Here is a 15,425-nt window from a genome sequence, read left to right as displayed (position 1 = left end):
TCAAAGTTTTTAACGCTTTAGTTTTTCCTTACTTGGTTGTTATATTGTATGTCAATGATCTTTATATCTTCCGCTTTATAACGAAACAATCTTTCTGTCAGTGTTGCTCCGTATTTGCGAGTGCAAAAGTAAAACTTTATTTTGAATTGACCAAATGTTTTTTGAAGAAAATTTAAAGTTTATTGTGTAACCCTAAACCCTTCTCGAAACCTTAATCCCTCTACTCCTGCGCTCCCTCTAATTGGGACTGCAAAGATACAAACTCTTTTTTAACCGGCAACTTTTTTTTGTAAAAAGTTTTGAAGTTTTTTTTCGTCTGTTTCTTTTAAGAGTATTTTGTTTTTGCTTATCTAAAAGCCCTTCTGCGCTTACTGAATGTCTTTCGTTTTTCAGTGGGGCAAAGATAGAGACTTCCTCAATACCCCGCAAGTTTATGTAACATAAATTTTACTTTATTGTAATATTGGAGGGTAAACCATTGGAAGGCAGGGAGAAAAATTTTAAACAAATGTTTGAAGGGAGACGCCGGAATGTGGGAGGGCTCGAAAATAGCAGGGAAAAATGGGGTTGGAAGGGAAAATTTTGGGTACATATATATAAGAAGGAAGAGGAATATTGAAAATGGATAAAATCTTCCGTTATTCTTGCGGGTTGGCGCAGATGGTTATGCTTTATTATATAGTATAGCGAGAGTAAGGGCTGTATGGGGCGATAAGTTTCGTGAGGATGGTCTTGGAAAGGTTTTACGTTTGGGCTAAAGCCTGATTTTAAAGGATACTCTATTGAGAGGGCTTTAGCCCGCTGCTATGGAATAACATTTTTACCACTAAAATGAACTGCAAAGATGATGACGAATTATATTATTATATATGTATGGTTTTACTCTATATAGAATATGATAGTATACATGATTTTGGCTGTACTATGCGATGACAGGAGCATGAGTGAGGTTAAAGCTGAAAGGTTAAAAGATTGAACATATTAAGAACAACTACTCTTTTTCGATTGGGAGATGGATATCTTTTAAATGTACTGATTTAAGTTTTCAACCGGGATAATAGATGTAATAATGATAAAAAATAAGGAACTTTTTTTATGATTGCTTACATTTGTAAAGCATTCCGGATCGATAAGGGATGAAATGAGTTTATATGATAGACAGAAAATACAAAGAAACAGTTCATACAGATACTAATCAATACGAATATATTACAGTAACCCATGATGAAAATAAGGTAAGAATCTATACATTGAAAAATGGTCTCAAAGTTTTTCTTGCCCAAAATTCTGATGCTCCAAGGATACAAACCTTCATTCCTGTAAGAACGGGAAGTAATAATGACCCGGCAGATAACACCGGACTTGCTCATTATCTTGAGCATATGATGTTTAAGGGAACTTCTAAAATCGGGACTCAAAACTGGAAGAAAGAAAGTGAACTTCTGGATCAGATCTCCGAGCTATATGAGCAGCATAAGGCAGAGCAAAACCCTGAAAAAAAGAAAGAAATCTATAAAAAAATAGATGAAGTTTCCCAGGAAGCCAGCCAGTATGCCATTGCGAACGAATATGATAAAGCAATTTCATCTTTGGGGGCAAGCGGAACCAATGCCCATACATGGTTTGACGAAACGGTTTATAAAAACAATATTCCGAATAATGAGCTTGAAAAATGGTTAAAAATAGAAAAAGAAAGATTTTCTGAAATTGTACTCCGTCTTTTCCACACTGAACTGGAATCGGTATATGAAGAATTCAACAGGGCGCAGGATAATGACACAAGACTTGTGAATTATGAACTGATGGCCGCTCTTTTCCCGACTCACCCCAACGGGCAACAAACAACATTAGGGAAACCGGAGCACTTGAAAAACCCATCAATGAAGGCTATTCACAAGTATTTTAACGAATATTATGTTCCTAATAACTATGCAATGGTATTGGTAGGTGATCTTGATTTTGAAGAAACCATCTTATTAATAGATCAATATTTCGGGGCTTTACCCTATAAAGAACTTCCAGCTAAAACACCGGTCATTGAATCACCAATGACAGAGATTGTAGAAAGAACGGTAAAAAGCCCTACTACTCCACGTGTTCAACTGGCATGGAGGACTGACAGCTATGGTACGCGTGAAGCGATGCTTGCAGACGTTGTTGCCAATATTCTCAGCAACAGAGGTGAAGCCGGTTTATTGGATCTTCACATCAACCAGACACAAAAAATGCTTTGGGCACAGGCCTTTTCCGTCGGGCTAAAGCAATACGGGTATTTTTCTATTGTAGCTGTTCCAAAAGAAACACAAAGCCTGGAGGAAGCCAGAGAAATGGTTCTTGAAGAAATTGAACTGATCAAAAAAGGGGATTTTCCGGATTGGATGCTCCCTGCGATCATCAATGATTTTAAGCTTCAACGGATGAAAGGACTTGAAACGGCTGATGGCCTTGCTACTAATCTTTACGATACGTATATCAAAGGAAGAACCTGGGAACAGGAACTGAACGAAATGGATGAATATGCACGTTTTACCAAAGATGATGTCATTGCTTTTGCCAACGAATTTTTTAAGGAAAATTACGTCGTTGTCAATAAAGAGAAAGGCGTTAATGATAAACTTGTAAGGGTTGAAAATCCCGGTATTACTCCTGTGAAAATCAACCGTGAGGCCCAGTCAGCGTTTTTAAGTGAAATTGTAACGGAAAAAACTGAGGATATAAAACCTGAATTCATTGACTATCAAAAGGAGATTGCTACGGATACGATCAAGGGTAAAAAGATAAGCTTTGTTAAAAATAAATATAATGATATTGCCCAGGTGCATTTCATTTTCCCTTTCGGAAGCGATCATGACAGAGATTTAGGAATCTCAACCCAGCTGCTTCAATATCTGGGTACTGATCGTCTTTCGCCTGAAGAGTTGAAAAAAGAGTTTTTCAAGATCGGGATCAGCAATGATTTTAAAACGACCAACGACCAGCTTCTTATCACATTAAGCGGATTGGAAGAAAATATTGAAAAAGGTATTGAGCTCCTGCAAAGCTGGATGCATAATGTACAGCCTGATCAGGAGGTTTACAATCAATTTGTAGGAACCGTCCTGGAAAACAGACAAGCTATTAAAAAAGATAAAAACCGTATCATGACCGCCCTGACGAATTATACAAAGTTAGGAAGCTACTCCCGTTTTACGGATGTTATATCTAAAGAAGAACTTGAAAACAGTAAAGCTGAAGTATTTACCGACCGGATGAAAAACCTTTTCAGTTATCCTTATCAGATCTTTTTCTATGGAAAAGATTTTGAAGGATTTAAAGGATATATTGGTAAATACACTGAGAATGAAAGTCTTCAAATTCCGGAACCCAAACAATACCCTGAACCTGACACAGGAGGGAATGTTTATTTTATCAACTATGATATGGTTCAAATGGAAATGAGCAAAATAGGGAAAGGACATCTGGTGAATCCTTCAGACTTTGGAAAAATCAATGTTTTCAATGAATATTTCGGCAGAGGATTATCTTCCATTGTCTTCCAGGAGATCCGTGAGAGTAAGAGTCTTGCTTATTCTGCCTATGTTTCTTATGCTGCCAATTCAGAATTAAAGCATCCGGATTATATTACCACTTATATCGGCACCCAGCCGGACAAGCTGATGATTGCCGTAGATACTTTGAACGAACTAATGAATGAGCTTCCTGAAGTGACTATCCAGTTTGAAAATGCCAAAAATGCTGCCTTAAAGCAGATTGCCTCAACGAGGGTAACGCGAAACAATATATTTTTCAATACTTTAAGACTGAAGAAACTGAATATTGATCATGATTTCCGAAAAGATATCTACGAGCAGATTCAAGATCTGAAATTTGAGGATCTTAAAGAATTCTATCAGAAAGACATTCAGTCAGTACATTTTAATACCGCCATTATTGGTAAAAAAGAAAACCTGAATATGGACGCTGTGAATAAAATGGGAACATTCACAGAGGTAAGTTTAAAAGATATCTTCGGACACTAAACATACAATCCGCTCAACATTGGGCGGATTTTTTTACCTTCTACAGTGATTATGTCATCATACAGTCTCCATCCCCGTCCTGGTAGTAGGGATTAAAATCCTTCGGAAGATCCCTGAGCAATTGTTGATGAAAGAGATACTCCCTCTTAAAACTGCGTTCATGAATTGTAGGAAATGTTTTAGAACCTTTTATCGCTTCGTTGAGTTCTGTGTGATAGCTTGTCAGAGCTTTCACTTTATTTTTCACAATAAAATAGTTTAAGAAACGGATGATTCTGCTTTGATCTGTTTGGGTAAACAGGTACGGTATTTTTAGATATCCATCACGGAGCTGAAGCAGAAAACATGTGGTAAGTTTATTATTTTCATCAAAAATTTTTACCCAGAAAAACCTAAAAGTCCTGGCATAGCTTGAGAAGAGATATCTGTCGTCTTTATCTCCTTCCAATACCCATGGGTTTTCTATAAAAACATTAATTTCTTCTGCGGTACGGTGGCTGGGGAATTCATTGATAAAATCTACGATTTCTTGATCGGCCGAACTAAGAATTTCATAATGAAAGTCAGGCTTTTTAATCAGTACGTTCTTTGCGGAGATGAAAAAATTGGCAATAGCATCCAGAACCTTAAAGAAAGGTTTGTATTTTTGGGTCCCAGGCTTTTTCTCAGGAATTATAGTTGCGGCGTCTGTTCTGAAGTAATACCGCTTTCCTTCTTTCGGAAAAACATAGTCAAAAGCTCCCGCAATATTATACAATGCTTCTGCTTCTCTTGTAAACTCGGTGATTACAATCCGTCCTTCATATTCTTCAAAAACCCTTTTCAGAAGAGCCTTTGCCGGTCTTTTTTTCCTGAATGCGGGGTTGGCGTAGAGTGTGCTGAGCCAGGCGTAACGGACTGTTTTACCATCAACGATAAAATAATCTGGAAAACATCCTACATATCCTATGAGTTTCTCATCATCAAAAGCCAGAATGAGTAAAGTCTGGTCGTCTGATGCTTTTGGATTATTAATCTGGGATACCGCACGATGTCTGGTAATGGGAAGAAAATCATATTGCTCGAAATCACCGGATGATATAAAGTCTTCCAGTTCTTTTCTGTTGAATGTTTTCAGTTGCATCATTTTCTTTCTATCGTATTTTTACGGATCAGCTTTTTCATTTTGAAATAAACTATTTCCTTCTTCAAAATTTTTGCTCCACTCTCCCCCATTTCCATGGGAATCCTTTGAAAATTATTTTGTACGGTGTCGAGCTTTACCCCGGCACATCCAAAACTACAGTATATTTCTTCATTTTTAAAGAGCTCGTCAAAAAAATTTTTTTTCACCTGAAAATCAGTAAAAGGAAATGCAAATGTCTCATAAAGAAACCCATTTTCTTTTAAATAAGCGAAAGTCTTGTCGGTGGTTTCCATCTGTTGTTCCAATGACAAATCCCCGTATTTGGGATGATCCCAGCTATGGGACGATATGCCGAAACCTTTGCGGGTCAATTTTTTTAATTCTTCCGTACTCAGATAAGGTTTATTTTCTGCTGAGTATTTTTTAAAATCAATATCCAGTTTTGTTCCAAGCCTATCCAGCATATCTTTTTCTCTGTACTTTACATTCAAAATACGTTGCTGTAATGCTTCCTTTGAATGATTTTTAAGGGATAGCAGATGATATACTTCCGGATCCGGGTTTTTCATATTTTGTATCCTGTCAACAAGAATGCTGGCTTTGCATCGGAACATCATATCCCGGTTATCTATGAAAGCCGGATTTATAAAATTACAGGCATAAATTCCTTTACGTTCTAAAACAGGGGCCACCACATCATAAAACTCCCGGAACCCATCATCGAAGGTAAGTAAGGCAATTTTTTTCTTTGAACTGAAATTCCTGTTACCATGGTGTTTGAATTCGTTCCAGTCTACCCATTGAAAGTATTTCGAAAAATAATCCAGATCCTGCTCAAACTGTGCCGTATTCTTATATTGAATGATATGTTTGATATGGGGAAGATCTGCATCAGAAACAGTATGATAAAGGGGCAGACAATAATCCAGCGGAAAAGTTTTCCCGATATTATCATGTTCAATAGCTGCCATTAAATTGATGAGTCTGTCTTTCATCCTGTTAAAATAAAAAAGAATCTATTCAAAATAAATTTAAATAGATTCTTAAAGGTATAAATTTTAATATTTATTTTACAATCTTCATTTCATCAACCAGCCATTTTGAGTCGGCAAATTTTTCGATGACGAAAAGAATATATTTGGTATCTACCATAATGTTTCTGCTGAAACGCGGATCATAATTAATATCACTCATCGTTCCTTCCCATTGTCTGTCGAAGTTTAGGCCTACAAGGTTACCGTTAGCATCAAGCGCCGGGCTTCCTGAATTTCCTCCTGTTGTATGGTTGGTAGCGGTAAATCCTACGGGAACATCACCGGTTTTATCTTTATAAATCCCGTAGTCTTTTTTATTATAAAGATCGATAAGTTTTTTGGGAACGTCAAACTCGTAATCTCCCGGAATATATTTTTCCATAACTCCAGCCAGGTGTGTCTGGTAACCGTAAGAAACAGCATCTCTCGGGCTTGAACCTTTCACCTTTCCGTATGTCACACGAAGGGTTGAGTTGGCATCCGGAAAGAACTTTCTGTCTTTATCAGTTTCCATTTGCTGTGCCATAAATTTCTTCTGAAGTGCATCGATTTTTGCCTGCATTGAAGTATACTGTGGGTCAGCAGCTTTCATATAGGTATCTTTCATGGAAACATACAACTGGAAAACAGGATCTTTCTTTAACGTCTTGATCAATTTATCCTGATTAGAAAATGCTTTATCGATATCAGCAGTTACTGCAGCACCATTTACAGCAGTTCTTCCTGTGATGATCGAATTTTTAGACATATCTTCTACAACAGGAATATTGGCATTTTCATCTTTATACTTGTTGAAACCTGCCGGTAAAAACTGTGGAGCTGTTTTATTAGCATATAATGCCAGTAATTTTGCAGTTACTTTGGCATCAAGCTCTGCGCTGTAATCTTTATAGAAAGAAGTTAATTTCTTTTTTAATTTTGAAAGTTCCTTTTCATCCATTCTTCCGGCTTCTACGGAAGCAATGAAGTCATAATAGTCACCTGCCAGCTTTAATGTTTCAGCATTTTTTACCACTTCTGTGTAGTAGGCATTGTTTAATGCATAGGGAGCCTGATCATTGTAAAGCTTATTCAGCTGATCCAATGTAGTTTTGATCTGTGAATTTTTTGCAACTAAAGATCCTTCGTACATCACTTTTTTCTCGACTGCATTGGACTTTTTCAATCCTTCTACTTCACCGATCCATTTTTTCCAGTAATTGGCTACTGAAGCATATTTAGAAGCATATTTGATACGTGTTTCGTTATCTGCACGCATTTTTTCATCTAATGTTTTTAAAGCTACATCACGTACAGCAATTCTCGCAGGGTCGATATCCTTCATGATTTTCTCCACTGCTACAGCAGGAAGGTATTCTGTAGTTTTCCCAGGGAATCCAAATACAAAAGTAAAATCGTTTTCGTTTTTATCTTTTATAGAGACCGGTAAATAATGTTTTGGTACGTACGGTACATTGTCTTTTGAATATTCTGCCGGTTTGTTGTCTTTACCCACATAGATTCTGAACATTGAAAAATCTCCGGTATGTCTTGGCCAAACCCAGTTGTCTGTATCACTTCCGAATTTTCCGATACTTTGAGGCGGAGCTCCTACAAGACGAATGTCTTTATATGTTTCGATGGTATATGCATAATACTTGTTTCCATAGTACATTGGCTTTACCAGAATCGATTGATAAGATTCAATTTTCTGAGAATTCTTATAAACCTCGATATTATTGTTGATTTTTTTAGTCAGTTCAGGTTCTGTAAGGTTATCCGTTCCTTCCAAAACAGGATCAGTCACTTCTTTTATGTCTACAATAAAATCTACTTTTACGCCCGGATTCGGAAGTTCTCCACTTGTATTTTTAGCCCAAAAACCGTTTGACAGAAGGTCATTCTGCACTGTAGAATGTGCCTGGATCTGTCCGAAACCACAGTGATGGTTGGTTAATAAAAGTCCTTTTGGGGAGATTATTTCCGCTGTACATCCACCGTTAAACTGTACTACAGCATCTTTAATGCTTGGTTTCTGGGTATTGAAAATATCTTTGGCAGAGATTTTCATTCCCATATCCTTCATTTCTTTTTCATTCAGTTCTGTAGGAATCCACATTCCTCCATATTGTTGTGCAAATGCCATTGCAGCCGGCAAAAGAAATACGGATAAAAGTATCTTTTTTGTCATAATCAAAAATTTTGCCCGAATTTACGAAGAAAAATAAGAATAGGCTTTATAAAAGCGATCTAAAGTTGAAAATGAAGAATTTATTTCGGAGCTTGTTGATGAAAGACATTCATTTCATTTCTCTGTATTTTTTCATGTAGGAATATTGCTACTTTTTCATGACTTCGAGCCGGTTTTCCCGAATTTTAAACTTTCAGGTTCCTTGGCGTAATATTTGATTTCTGGTAGTTAGATTAAAAACATATTTAAATTAATTATTACGATGAAAAACACCATGTTTATTGTAGGAATCGGAGCTGCTTTACTTCTGGCTTCTTGTTCTAAAAAAGAAAAAACTACCGAAACAACCGTGGCTACAACGGATTCCATAGTACCGGCTATTCAGCCAGCACCAGACAGTACAGCCCAGCCAGTCACCAGTGCGATAGGTGACACTTCCGAAAATGCTCTTGACTGGGACGGTACCTACGAAGCAGTGGTTCCTTGTGCAGATTGCCCGGGAATCAAAACTTCCTTAACGCTTAATAAGGATAAGACTTTCAGCATTAGCGAGGAATACCTTGACAGAAATTCTAAAAACCAGGATAAAGGATCTTTTTCATGGGATGCGACAGGAAGTATCATCACTTTGAAGGGTAAAACAGCCAACTACAAATATAAAGTAGGGGAAAATGCCCTTTACCAACTTGATATGGAAGGAAAAGAAATTACAGGTCCTAACAAGGATTTATATATTTTCAAGAAAAAATAAGAATAAAGGCTTCGGCCTTTATTTTTTTGTCAAAATTGATAGGCTATGATTTTAGGATCATCAACCAGATTCTTCATCAGTTCTTCATGGTGTTCTGTTTTGCCGGTAAGCCTCCAGATAACCGTCAGGTTCCCCTGAGTGTATTGTTGTTTGATCATTATAAACGCTAAATGGTATTTTTTGAAAATTTCTTCACAATGCTTTACATCGGCTGAAGATGTGAATGAGATTCTGTATTCCCGGATTTTATGATAATTGTCTATAAAACTCTGCAAATAGGTAAGAGCACTCAGAATAATCAATACCAGAGCGGTTCCTAAAAGGGAAAAATATACATACCCCGAACCTACCGCCATTCCTATAGATGCTGTCGCCCAGATAGTAGTTGCGGTTGTAATACCTTCAATTTTATTTTCTCCTTTAAAGATAACTCCAGCTCCCAAAAAACCAATTCCGGTAATGATATTGGCAGCCAGGCGGTCAGGATTTGCAACTCCGATTTTAAGGGAGAGAATGGTAAAAAGGCACGAACCGAAACAAACTAAAATAAAAGTCCGAAGACCGGCAGATTTATTACGGTATTCGCGCTCTGCACCAATCAGCAAGCCCAGAATAACAGAAATAAATATCAAAAAAAGTTCGTTTTTAACAACGTAATGATCCTGAAGAAACTCCATAGTTTTTTATTTAACCCAGACTAAATTTACGATAAAAAAATTGATCTCCTGTCTGCATGATCATGCTTTGTTCATGACAGGAAGATTTTATTTACGTGAAAACTTTCGTAATATTACAGTCTGAATACACATCGGTGTAGAAAATTAATCAAGAAAAAATTAAAACAATCAATATATTTCCCCATGGATAAAGAAATTTCACACTTCTGGTTAGGATATTTTAAAAATGAAGAGGACTTTTATGACTTTGTAGAAGAGGATGAAAGTTATTATATGGAAGAAGAAACCGAGGACCAGTATGTCTCAAAATTTGCCGAGTCACAAAATATCAAATGGTTTGACGATGATTTTATAGAATACGGATTTGAAGATGAAAGACTGGGACTTTATGAAAAATTTTCAGAATATTCTTATGCGGATGAATGGCTTCCTGTTCTGGAGCAGAAACTTAATGAGCTGAGCCTGGATACTCCTGTGAACGCTATTATTTTTGCCAGCAGGTTTGTTATTCCTAACCCCGTTTCTGTAGACGGTGAGGAAAATAAACTGTACTATATCGGTGAGATCGAATTCAACGTCTAATCATCATCAAATACACCTAAAAATACCTTGTTGCATGATTTCAATGACAGCAGGGTATTTTTCTTACATAACACGCTAGACCTCTAAATTAAGCCATAGAAAACAATACCTTGAATAAAAAACCAGAATACCAAAAACTCTTTCACTTTACAAAGAAATTTTTCCTCAGCACGATTATTATTTTCGTTATAACATGTGCTGAAATCTATTGGTCTATGGGCCGGCTTTCCGGTCATATGTCAAGCGGCTGCCTTGAATGCAGTTTTTTGAAGATGCAGTATGGATATCATTTTTTTCAGGCATGCTCCTATCCATTATTTTTTCGGTACTTTCTTTCATAAAAAGCGCTGCTATCAAGGTCAGTATTGAGTTTTTATTGCTGATCGTGACCTGGTTCTTCTTAAACTATTCTATTTTTGTCGACCGGGAATCTTCCTGGAGTAGCTATGATTTTAAATCGGAGATGTATTACACTTTGTCTTTATCTCTATTTCCGGCCATTCTATCAGGAAGCATGTGTATTTTATTGCTCCATTATAACGAAATAAAAGCTAGATTTATACTAAATAAATAACCCTTGAAAAAAATCATTTCTATTCTGATCTTATCTTTTTTGTGATCAATTCCTGCGATAAGGATAAAAAAGCACCCCATCCTCAAAACCACATCTCTAAAGAAGCAAAAAATGACTCTTTACAAAACAGAGAATCTCAACAGGAAACTTTTAAAACCGGGAAAGAACCATTAGATTTTATCACTAAAGATGAGGAAATTCAATATGAAGCCGAAGGTGACCTCAATCATGATGAGCTTACCGATAAAGTTTTAGTGCTACGAAAGAAATCCGATACCCTGGCTAAAAGAAAAGTGCTTATTCTCTTAAAAAATAATGATAAAACTTACCGATTGGATATAGCTTCTGAAAAAGTATTTCCAGACGAGTACAACGAAGCAGGCTATAAGATGCATGACACTGAAGACATCAGTATTGACCAAGGCAATTTACACATTAATTTATATGATATCGGCCCCAACGGAAATCAATTCAGTACATTCAAATATATCAACGGAAAACTTATTCTCACCTACATCGAGACTTATAATATGGGAGCAGGGTCTCACTCTGCTTTAAATTATGAACCTTTAAAAGGTAAGCTTACACAGGAAACCGTCAATACGATGGAAGAAAATACGCCTTCTACCACCAAGACTTTTCAGGTGAAAAAAGAAAGCTATTTATTTGAAAAAGCTTCTCCCGAAGATATTATAAGAAAGGTTTATCATTCTGTATCCATTGATTGAAACAGGTCAGTAAAGCTTCAAAAATTTATAAGTAAACCCAATAAAAAAACTTCCGCTTACAATAGCGGAAGTTTTTTGTTATTAAGTATGGTATCGTTTTACTAATGGGCTTCTAACCAGTTATTCCCCACTCCAATTTCAACCAATAAAGGAACCTGTGTTTCCAAAGCACTTTCCATTTCTTTTCTGATCAAAGCTGAAGCCGTTTCAATTTCGTCAACCGGAGATTCAAAGACCAATTCATCATGTACCTGAAGTAACATTTTAGTCTTCAGCTGTTGTTCTTCCAGTTCTCTGTCGATTTTAATCATAGCTAATTTCACTACATCTGCAGCACTTCCCTGGACAGGGGCGTTTACAGCATTTCTTTCAGCATGACCTCTTACCACAAAATTATTGGAATTGATATCCTTTAAATGTCTTTTTCTTCCTAAAATGGTTTCCACATAACCTAACTGACGGGCCTTGCTTACCTGCTCAGCCATATATTCTTTCAGTTTCGGATAGGTTTCAAAATAGGCTTCGATCATTTGTTTGGCTTCGGTACGGGATAATCCGGTTTGTTCTGCCAGGGTAAAAGCTCCCTGTCCGTAGATGATCCCGAAGTTTACAGTCTTGGCCTGGCTTCTCTGTGTTTTGGATACTTCTTCCAACGGAATTTTAAATAATTTAGCAGCAGTGGAAGCGTGAATATCTTCTCCATCCTGGAAAGCTTTAATCATATTTTCTTCACCGGAAATTTCAGCGATAAGACGAAGTTCAATTTGTGAGTAATCGGCAGAAATGATTTTGTTTCCTTCTCCTGAAACGAACGCTCCACGAATCTGCTGACCTCTCAATGTTCTGATCGGAATATTCTGCAGGTTAGGATTTACACTAGCCAAACGGCCTGTTGCCGCGGTGGTCTGTGAGAAGTTGGTATGTACCCTGTTATCCTTTTTATCAATCTGTGAAGGCAAAGCATCCACATAGGTTGATTTTAATTTCTGGTAAGTTCTGTACTCCAGGATATGCTTGATGATTTCATGTTTTGAAGACAGTTTCTGAAGCACATCTTCTGAAGTGGCATATTGTCCTGTTTTTGTTTTCTTTGCTTTCGGGTCAAGCTGCATTTTTTCAAACAGAATGTCGCCTAACTGTTTAGGTGAATTCATATTAAATTCTTCTCCTGAAAGTTCAAAAATGGTGGCTTCCAATTGTTTAAGATCGTTTTCCAGATCAATACTTTCCTGTGCCAGCCATTTTTCGTCAAGGGAAATTCCGGCCAGTTCCATTTTCGCAAGAACTTCCATCAAAGGCATTTCAATAGTATAGAAAAGCTCTTCAAGGTTTTCTTTTTCAGTTGGGGTGCAAACAGCTCGTATAACTGGAAAGTGATATCGGCATCTTCTGCTGCATAGTCAGTTTGTGTTCTAAGATCTGCATCTCTGAAGCTACCCTGTTTTTTCCCTTTTTACCAATAATAGTCTCGATGGATACCGGTTTGTAGTTCAGATATATCTCTGAAAGGTAATCCATGCCGTGTCTTCCGTCCGGATTCAGCAAATAATGGGCAATCATGGTATCAAACATGGCTCCTTTAACGGTAATATCGTATTGCTTTAAGACTTTATAATCAAACTTTAAATTATGGGCAATTTTCAGCAGGTCTTCTTTTTCAAAAAACGGTCTGAAAATTTCAAGGGTCTGCAATACCTCAGCCCTGTCTTCAGACAAAGGAATATAATAGGCAAGACCTTTTTATACGAAAAACTCATTCCTACCAGCTCAGCTTCCAATTCGTTTAATGAGGTTGTTTCGGTATCAAAACAAACTACTTTTTGTTGCAGGAGATTGGCTACTAATTTTTTCTGAGCTTTTGGATTGTTAATAAACTGGTAAAGATGATCGTTATGTTCAATCGACGATTTTGTAGAAGTAGCCTGATCAAGTTCTTCAAAATTAGCAAAAAGATCGAGCTGCATCACCTGCCCTTTCACTTCCGTACCGGCAGGAGTTTGTTTTACTTCCACTTCACTTACCACAATTGTTTCCGTTGGTGCTGGTGCAAAAGCCCTGTACAGATTTTCGTAGAGTCTTCTGAATTCTATTTCGTCAAAGACTTCTTTTACTTTTTCAAAGTCAGGAGTTTCAAGATCGTACTGCTCCTGATGAAATTCTATAGGAGCATCACAGATAATTGTCGCGAGTTTTTTAGACAAAATACCGCGTTCTGCAGAAGCTTCTACTTTTTCTTTCAGTTTTCCTTTCAGTTTATCGGTATTGGCCAGTAAGGTTTCAATATTTCCGAATTCTTTCAGGAATTTCATGGCTGTTTTTTCTCCTACACCTTCTAATCCGGGGATATTATCGACTGCATCCCCCATCATAGCCAGGAAGTCTATCACCTGTTTTGGGTCTTCAATTTCATATTTTGCCTTTACCTCATCTACACCCAGAATTTCTATATCTCCCCCTTTTAATCCAGGTTTATAAATCTTGATTTTATCTGTAACCAGCTGTGCAAAGTCTTTATCAGGAGTTACCATAAATGTGGTATATCCTTCTTTTTCTGCTTTACAGGCAATGGTACCGATGACGTCATCTGCCTCATAACCTTCTACTCCCAGAATGGGAATATGCATTGCTTGCAGGATTTTATGAATGTATGGAATGGCAATTTTAATGGCTTCAGGAGTTTCACTTCTGTTGGCTTTATAATCTGCAAAATCTTCAGTTCTTACACTTGCCTGCCCCACATCAAAAACGACTGCCAGATGAGTCGGTTTTTCTCTTCTGATCAATTCGATCAAAGAGTTGGTAAACCCAAAAATAGCAGAAGTATCTAATCCTTTGCTCGTTAGTCTCGGATTTCTTATCAGTGCGTAATATCCTCTGAAAATCATCGCATAAGCATCGATGAGAAACAGCCTTTTATCTTGTGTTGCGTCCATATTTTCAATAATGAACAAAGATAATAAAATAGGAATAAAAGTAGGCAGTCTGAGGACCGAGTTTGAGTATCGAGGGACGGGAGCGTTTTAAAATTTCCTGATGTTTTGTCATAAAAAAGCAGTATACCCTTCCGGGCATACTGCTCTATTTTTAGTTTGACTTGGCTTATTTACCTGAAGAAGGCCATAATCCCATATACTGAGAAGTTCCATAGTCAATTGTTTCAGCACTTACCACAAAGCTGATCAGCATGCTGTTGCTATCCACAGCGTCGAAGTCTACTTCGTGTTGAATTACGTATCCGTTTTCCCAGTTCAAAGTGATCAATGTTCCTTCTTCGTGAGATTTGTTGAATGTAATTTCTCCTTTTGTCGGCTTATATTTACCGTTTAGTAAGCTTTCAAGGATGTCTGATTTTTCAGTAGCTTCTACTGTCACCTTGATTAATGCGTTAGAAGGGTCTGATGCTACACGTCCTGAAACGTCTGTAGATCTTGATACACTGTAGTTCATTTTTAACAGTTTCTGCCCTTCTCCTCCGTTGAATTTTAAGATTCCTCTTGAATTTCTTTCTGCCATGATTGTAAATTTTAATCGTTAGTAATAAATTGTTGTTCGATAATTATATAACAAAGATAGAGTCATTGAATTTGAAAAAAAAGCTTTTGAACGTAAATCTGAAAAATTGTAGTAGTTCTACGATTTCTTGTCGTAATTCTACGACAATAGTGTTGTGTGAAATGATAAATCATTATAAATAAACGCTTTAACCCCAAATGAAAAATTAGAGTAAAATTTTAACTATTACACGAATTTGGGAAATATAATAT

At 36.9% G+C, this 15,425-nt stretch carries 9 protein-coding genes and 1 pseudogene; 4 read left to right on the top strand and 6 right to left on the bottom strand.

Annotated elements, in window-relative coordinates; translation table 11 throughout:
- Positions 1 to 1,151: 1,151 nt before the first annotated feature.
- Positions 1,152 to 4,019, top strand: coding sequence for an insulinase family protein (locus H3Z85_13095; protein QPQ50435.1), 2,868 nt, complete (start codon positions 1,152 to 1,154; stop codon positions 4,017 to 4,019).
- Between the two features lie 49 nt (positions 4,020 to 4,068).
- Here the strand turns inward: H3Z85_13095 and H3Z85_13090 are convergent, their stop codons facing one another.
- From H3Z85_13090 to H3Z85_13080, 3 genes are all read right to left on the bottom strand, one after another.
- Positions 4,069 to 5,145 (bottom strand): GNAT family N-acetyltransferase, encoded by a 1,077-nt coding sequence (locus H3Z85_13090; protein ID QPQ50434.1) that lies wholly within the window; start codon positions 5,143 to 5,145, stop codon positions 4,069 to 4,071.
- Positions 5,142 to 6,140: a polysaccharide deacetylase family protein gene (locus tag H3Z85_13085; protein ID QPQ50433.1), complete on the bottom strand. Its 999-nt coding sequence runs from the start codon at positions 6,138 to 6,140 to the stop codon at positions 5,142 to 5,144. Before H3Z85_13085 ends, H3Z85_13090 begins: the two co-directional genes overlap by 4 nt.
- A gap of 70 nt (positions 6,141 to 6,210) precedes the next feature.
- Positions 6,211 to 8,349 (bottom strand): S46 family peptidase, encoded by a 2,139-nt coding sequence (locus H3Z85_13080; GenBank protein QPQ50432.1) that lies wholly within the window; start codon positions 8,347 to 8,349, stop codon positions 6,211 to 6,213.
- Positions 8,350 to 8,611: 262 nt separating this feature from the next.
- Here H3Z85_13080 and H3Z85_13075 point away from each other — a divergent pair, with 262 nt between their 5' ends.
- The gene (locus tag H3Z85_13075; protein QPQ50431.1) at positions 8,612 to 9,100 is read left to right on the top strand and encodes a copper resistance protein NlpE N-terminal domain-containing protein; all 489 of its coding nucleotides are present in this window, start codon (positions 8,612 to 8,614) and stop codon (positions 9,098 to 9,100) included.
- 29 nt (positions 9,101 to 9,129) lie between these two features.
- On the opposite strand, the gene H3Z85_13070 is transcribed toward H3Z85_13075, so the two are convergent.
- Positions 9,130 to 9,777 carry an MgtC/SapB family protein gene (locus H3Z85_13070; protein QPQ50430.1) on the bottom strand — a complete coding sequence of 216 codons (648 nt, stop codon included), beginning with the start codon at positions 9,775 to 9,777 and terminating at the stop codon, positions 9,130 to 9,132.
- A 183-nt stretch (positions 9,778 to 9,960) separates the two neighbouring features.
- On the opposite strand from H3Z85_13070, the gene H3Z85_13065 reads away from it, so the two are divergent.
- Both H3Z85_13065 and H3Z85_13060 read left to right on the top strand, forming a co-directional pair.
- Complete coding sequence (locus H3Z85_13065; GenBank protein QPQ50429.1) at positions 9,961 to 10,359, top strand: immunity 22 family protein; 399 nt, start codon at positions 9,961 to 9,963, stop codon at positions 10,357 to 10,359.
- A gap of 615 nt (positions 10,360 to 10,974) precedes the next feature.
- Positions 10,975 to 11,661: a hypothetical protein gene (locus H3Z85_13060; protein ID QPQ50428.1), complete on the top strand. Its 687-nt coding sequence runs from the start codon at positions 10,975 to 10,977 to the stop codon at positions 11,659 to 11,661.
- A 101-nt stretch (positions 11,662 to 11,762) separates the two neighbouring features.
- Here the strand turns inward: H3Z85_13060 and polA are convergent.
- Together polA and H3Z85_13050 are read right to left on the bottom strand one after the other, a co-directional pair.
- Positions 11,763 to 14,594: pseudogene (gene polA / locus H3Z85_13055) on the bottom strand (DNA polymerase I).
- A gap of 166 nt (positions 14,595 to 14,760) precedes the next feature.
- Positions 14,761 to 15,174, bottom strand: a complete 414-nt coding sequence (locus H3Z85_13050) for a hypothetical protein (GenBank protein ID QPQ50427.1) — start codon at positions 15,172 to 15,174, stop codon at positions 14,761 to 14,763.
- Positions 15,175 to 15,425: the final 251 nt, after the last annotated feature.

Origin of the sequence: Chryseobacterium indologenes, from assembly GCA_016025055.1 — a bacterium.
Classification (GTDB): domain Bacteria; phylum Bacteroidota; class Bacteroidia; order Flavobacteriales; family Weeksellaceae; genus Chryseobacterium; species Chryseobacterium indologenes.
Note: the sequence above shows the minus strand (reverse complement) of the source record. Positions and strands in the feature narration are given on the sequence as shown.

What these genes read in the sequence shown, in the direction of transcription:
- H3Z85_13090 (QPQ50434.1), bottom strand. Translation starts at nt 5,145, where the DNA reads ATGATGCAACTGAAAACATTCAACAGAAAAGAACTGGAAGACTTTATA.
- H3Z85_13080 (QPQ50432.1), bottom strand. Translation starts at nt 8,349, where the DNA reads ATGACAAAAAAGATACTTTTATCCGTATTTCTTTTGCCGGCTGCAATG.
- H3Z85_13085 (QPQ50433.1), bottom strand. Translation starts at nt 6,140, where the DNA reads ATGAAAGACAGACTCATCAATTTAATGGCAGCTATTGAACATGATAAT.
- H3Z85_13065 (QPQ50429.1), top strand. Translation starts at nt 9,961, where the DNA reads ATGGATAAAGAAATTTCACACTTCTGGTTAGGATATTTTAAAAATGAA.
- H3Z85_13095 (QPQ50435.1), top strand. Translation starts at nt 1,152, where the DNA reads ATGATAGACAGAAAATACAAAGAAACAGTTCATACAGATACTAATCAA.
- H3Z85_13050 (QPQ50427.1), bottom strand. Translation starts at nt 15,174, where the DNA reads ATGGCAGAAAGAAATTCAAGAGGAATCTTAAAATTCAACGGAGGAGAA.
- H3Z85_13075 (QPQ50431.1), top strand. Translation starts at nt 8,612, where the DNA reads ATGAAAAACACCATGTTTATTGTAGGAATCGGAGCTGCTTTACTTCTG.
- H3Z85_13070 (QPQ50430.1), bottom strand. Translation starts at nt 9,777, where the DNA reads ATGGAGTTTCTTCAGGATCATTACGTTGTTAAAAACGAACTTTTTTTG.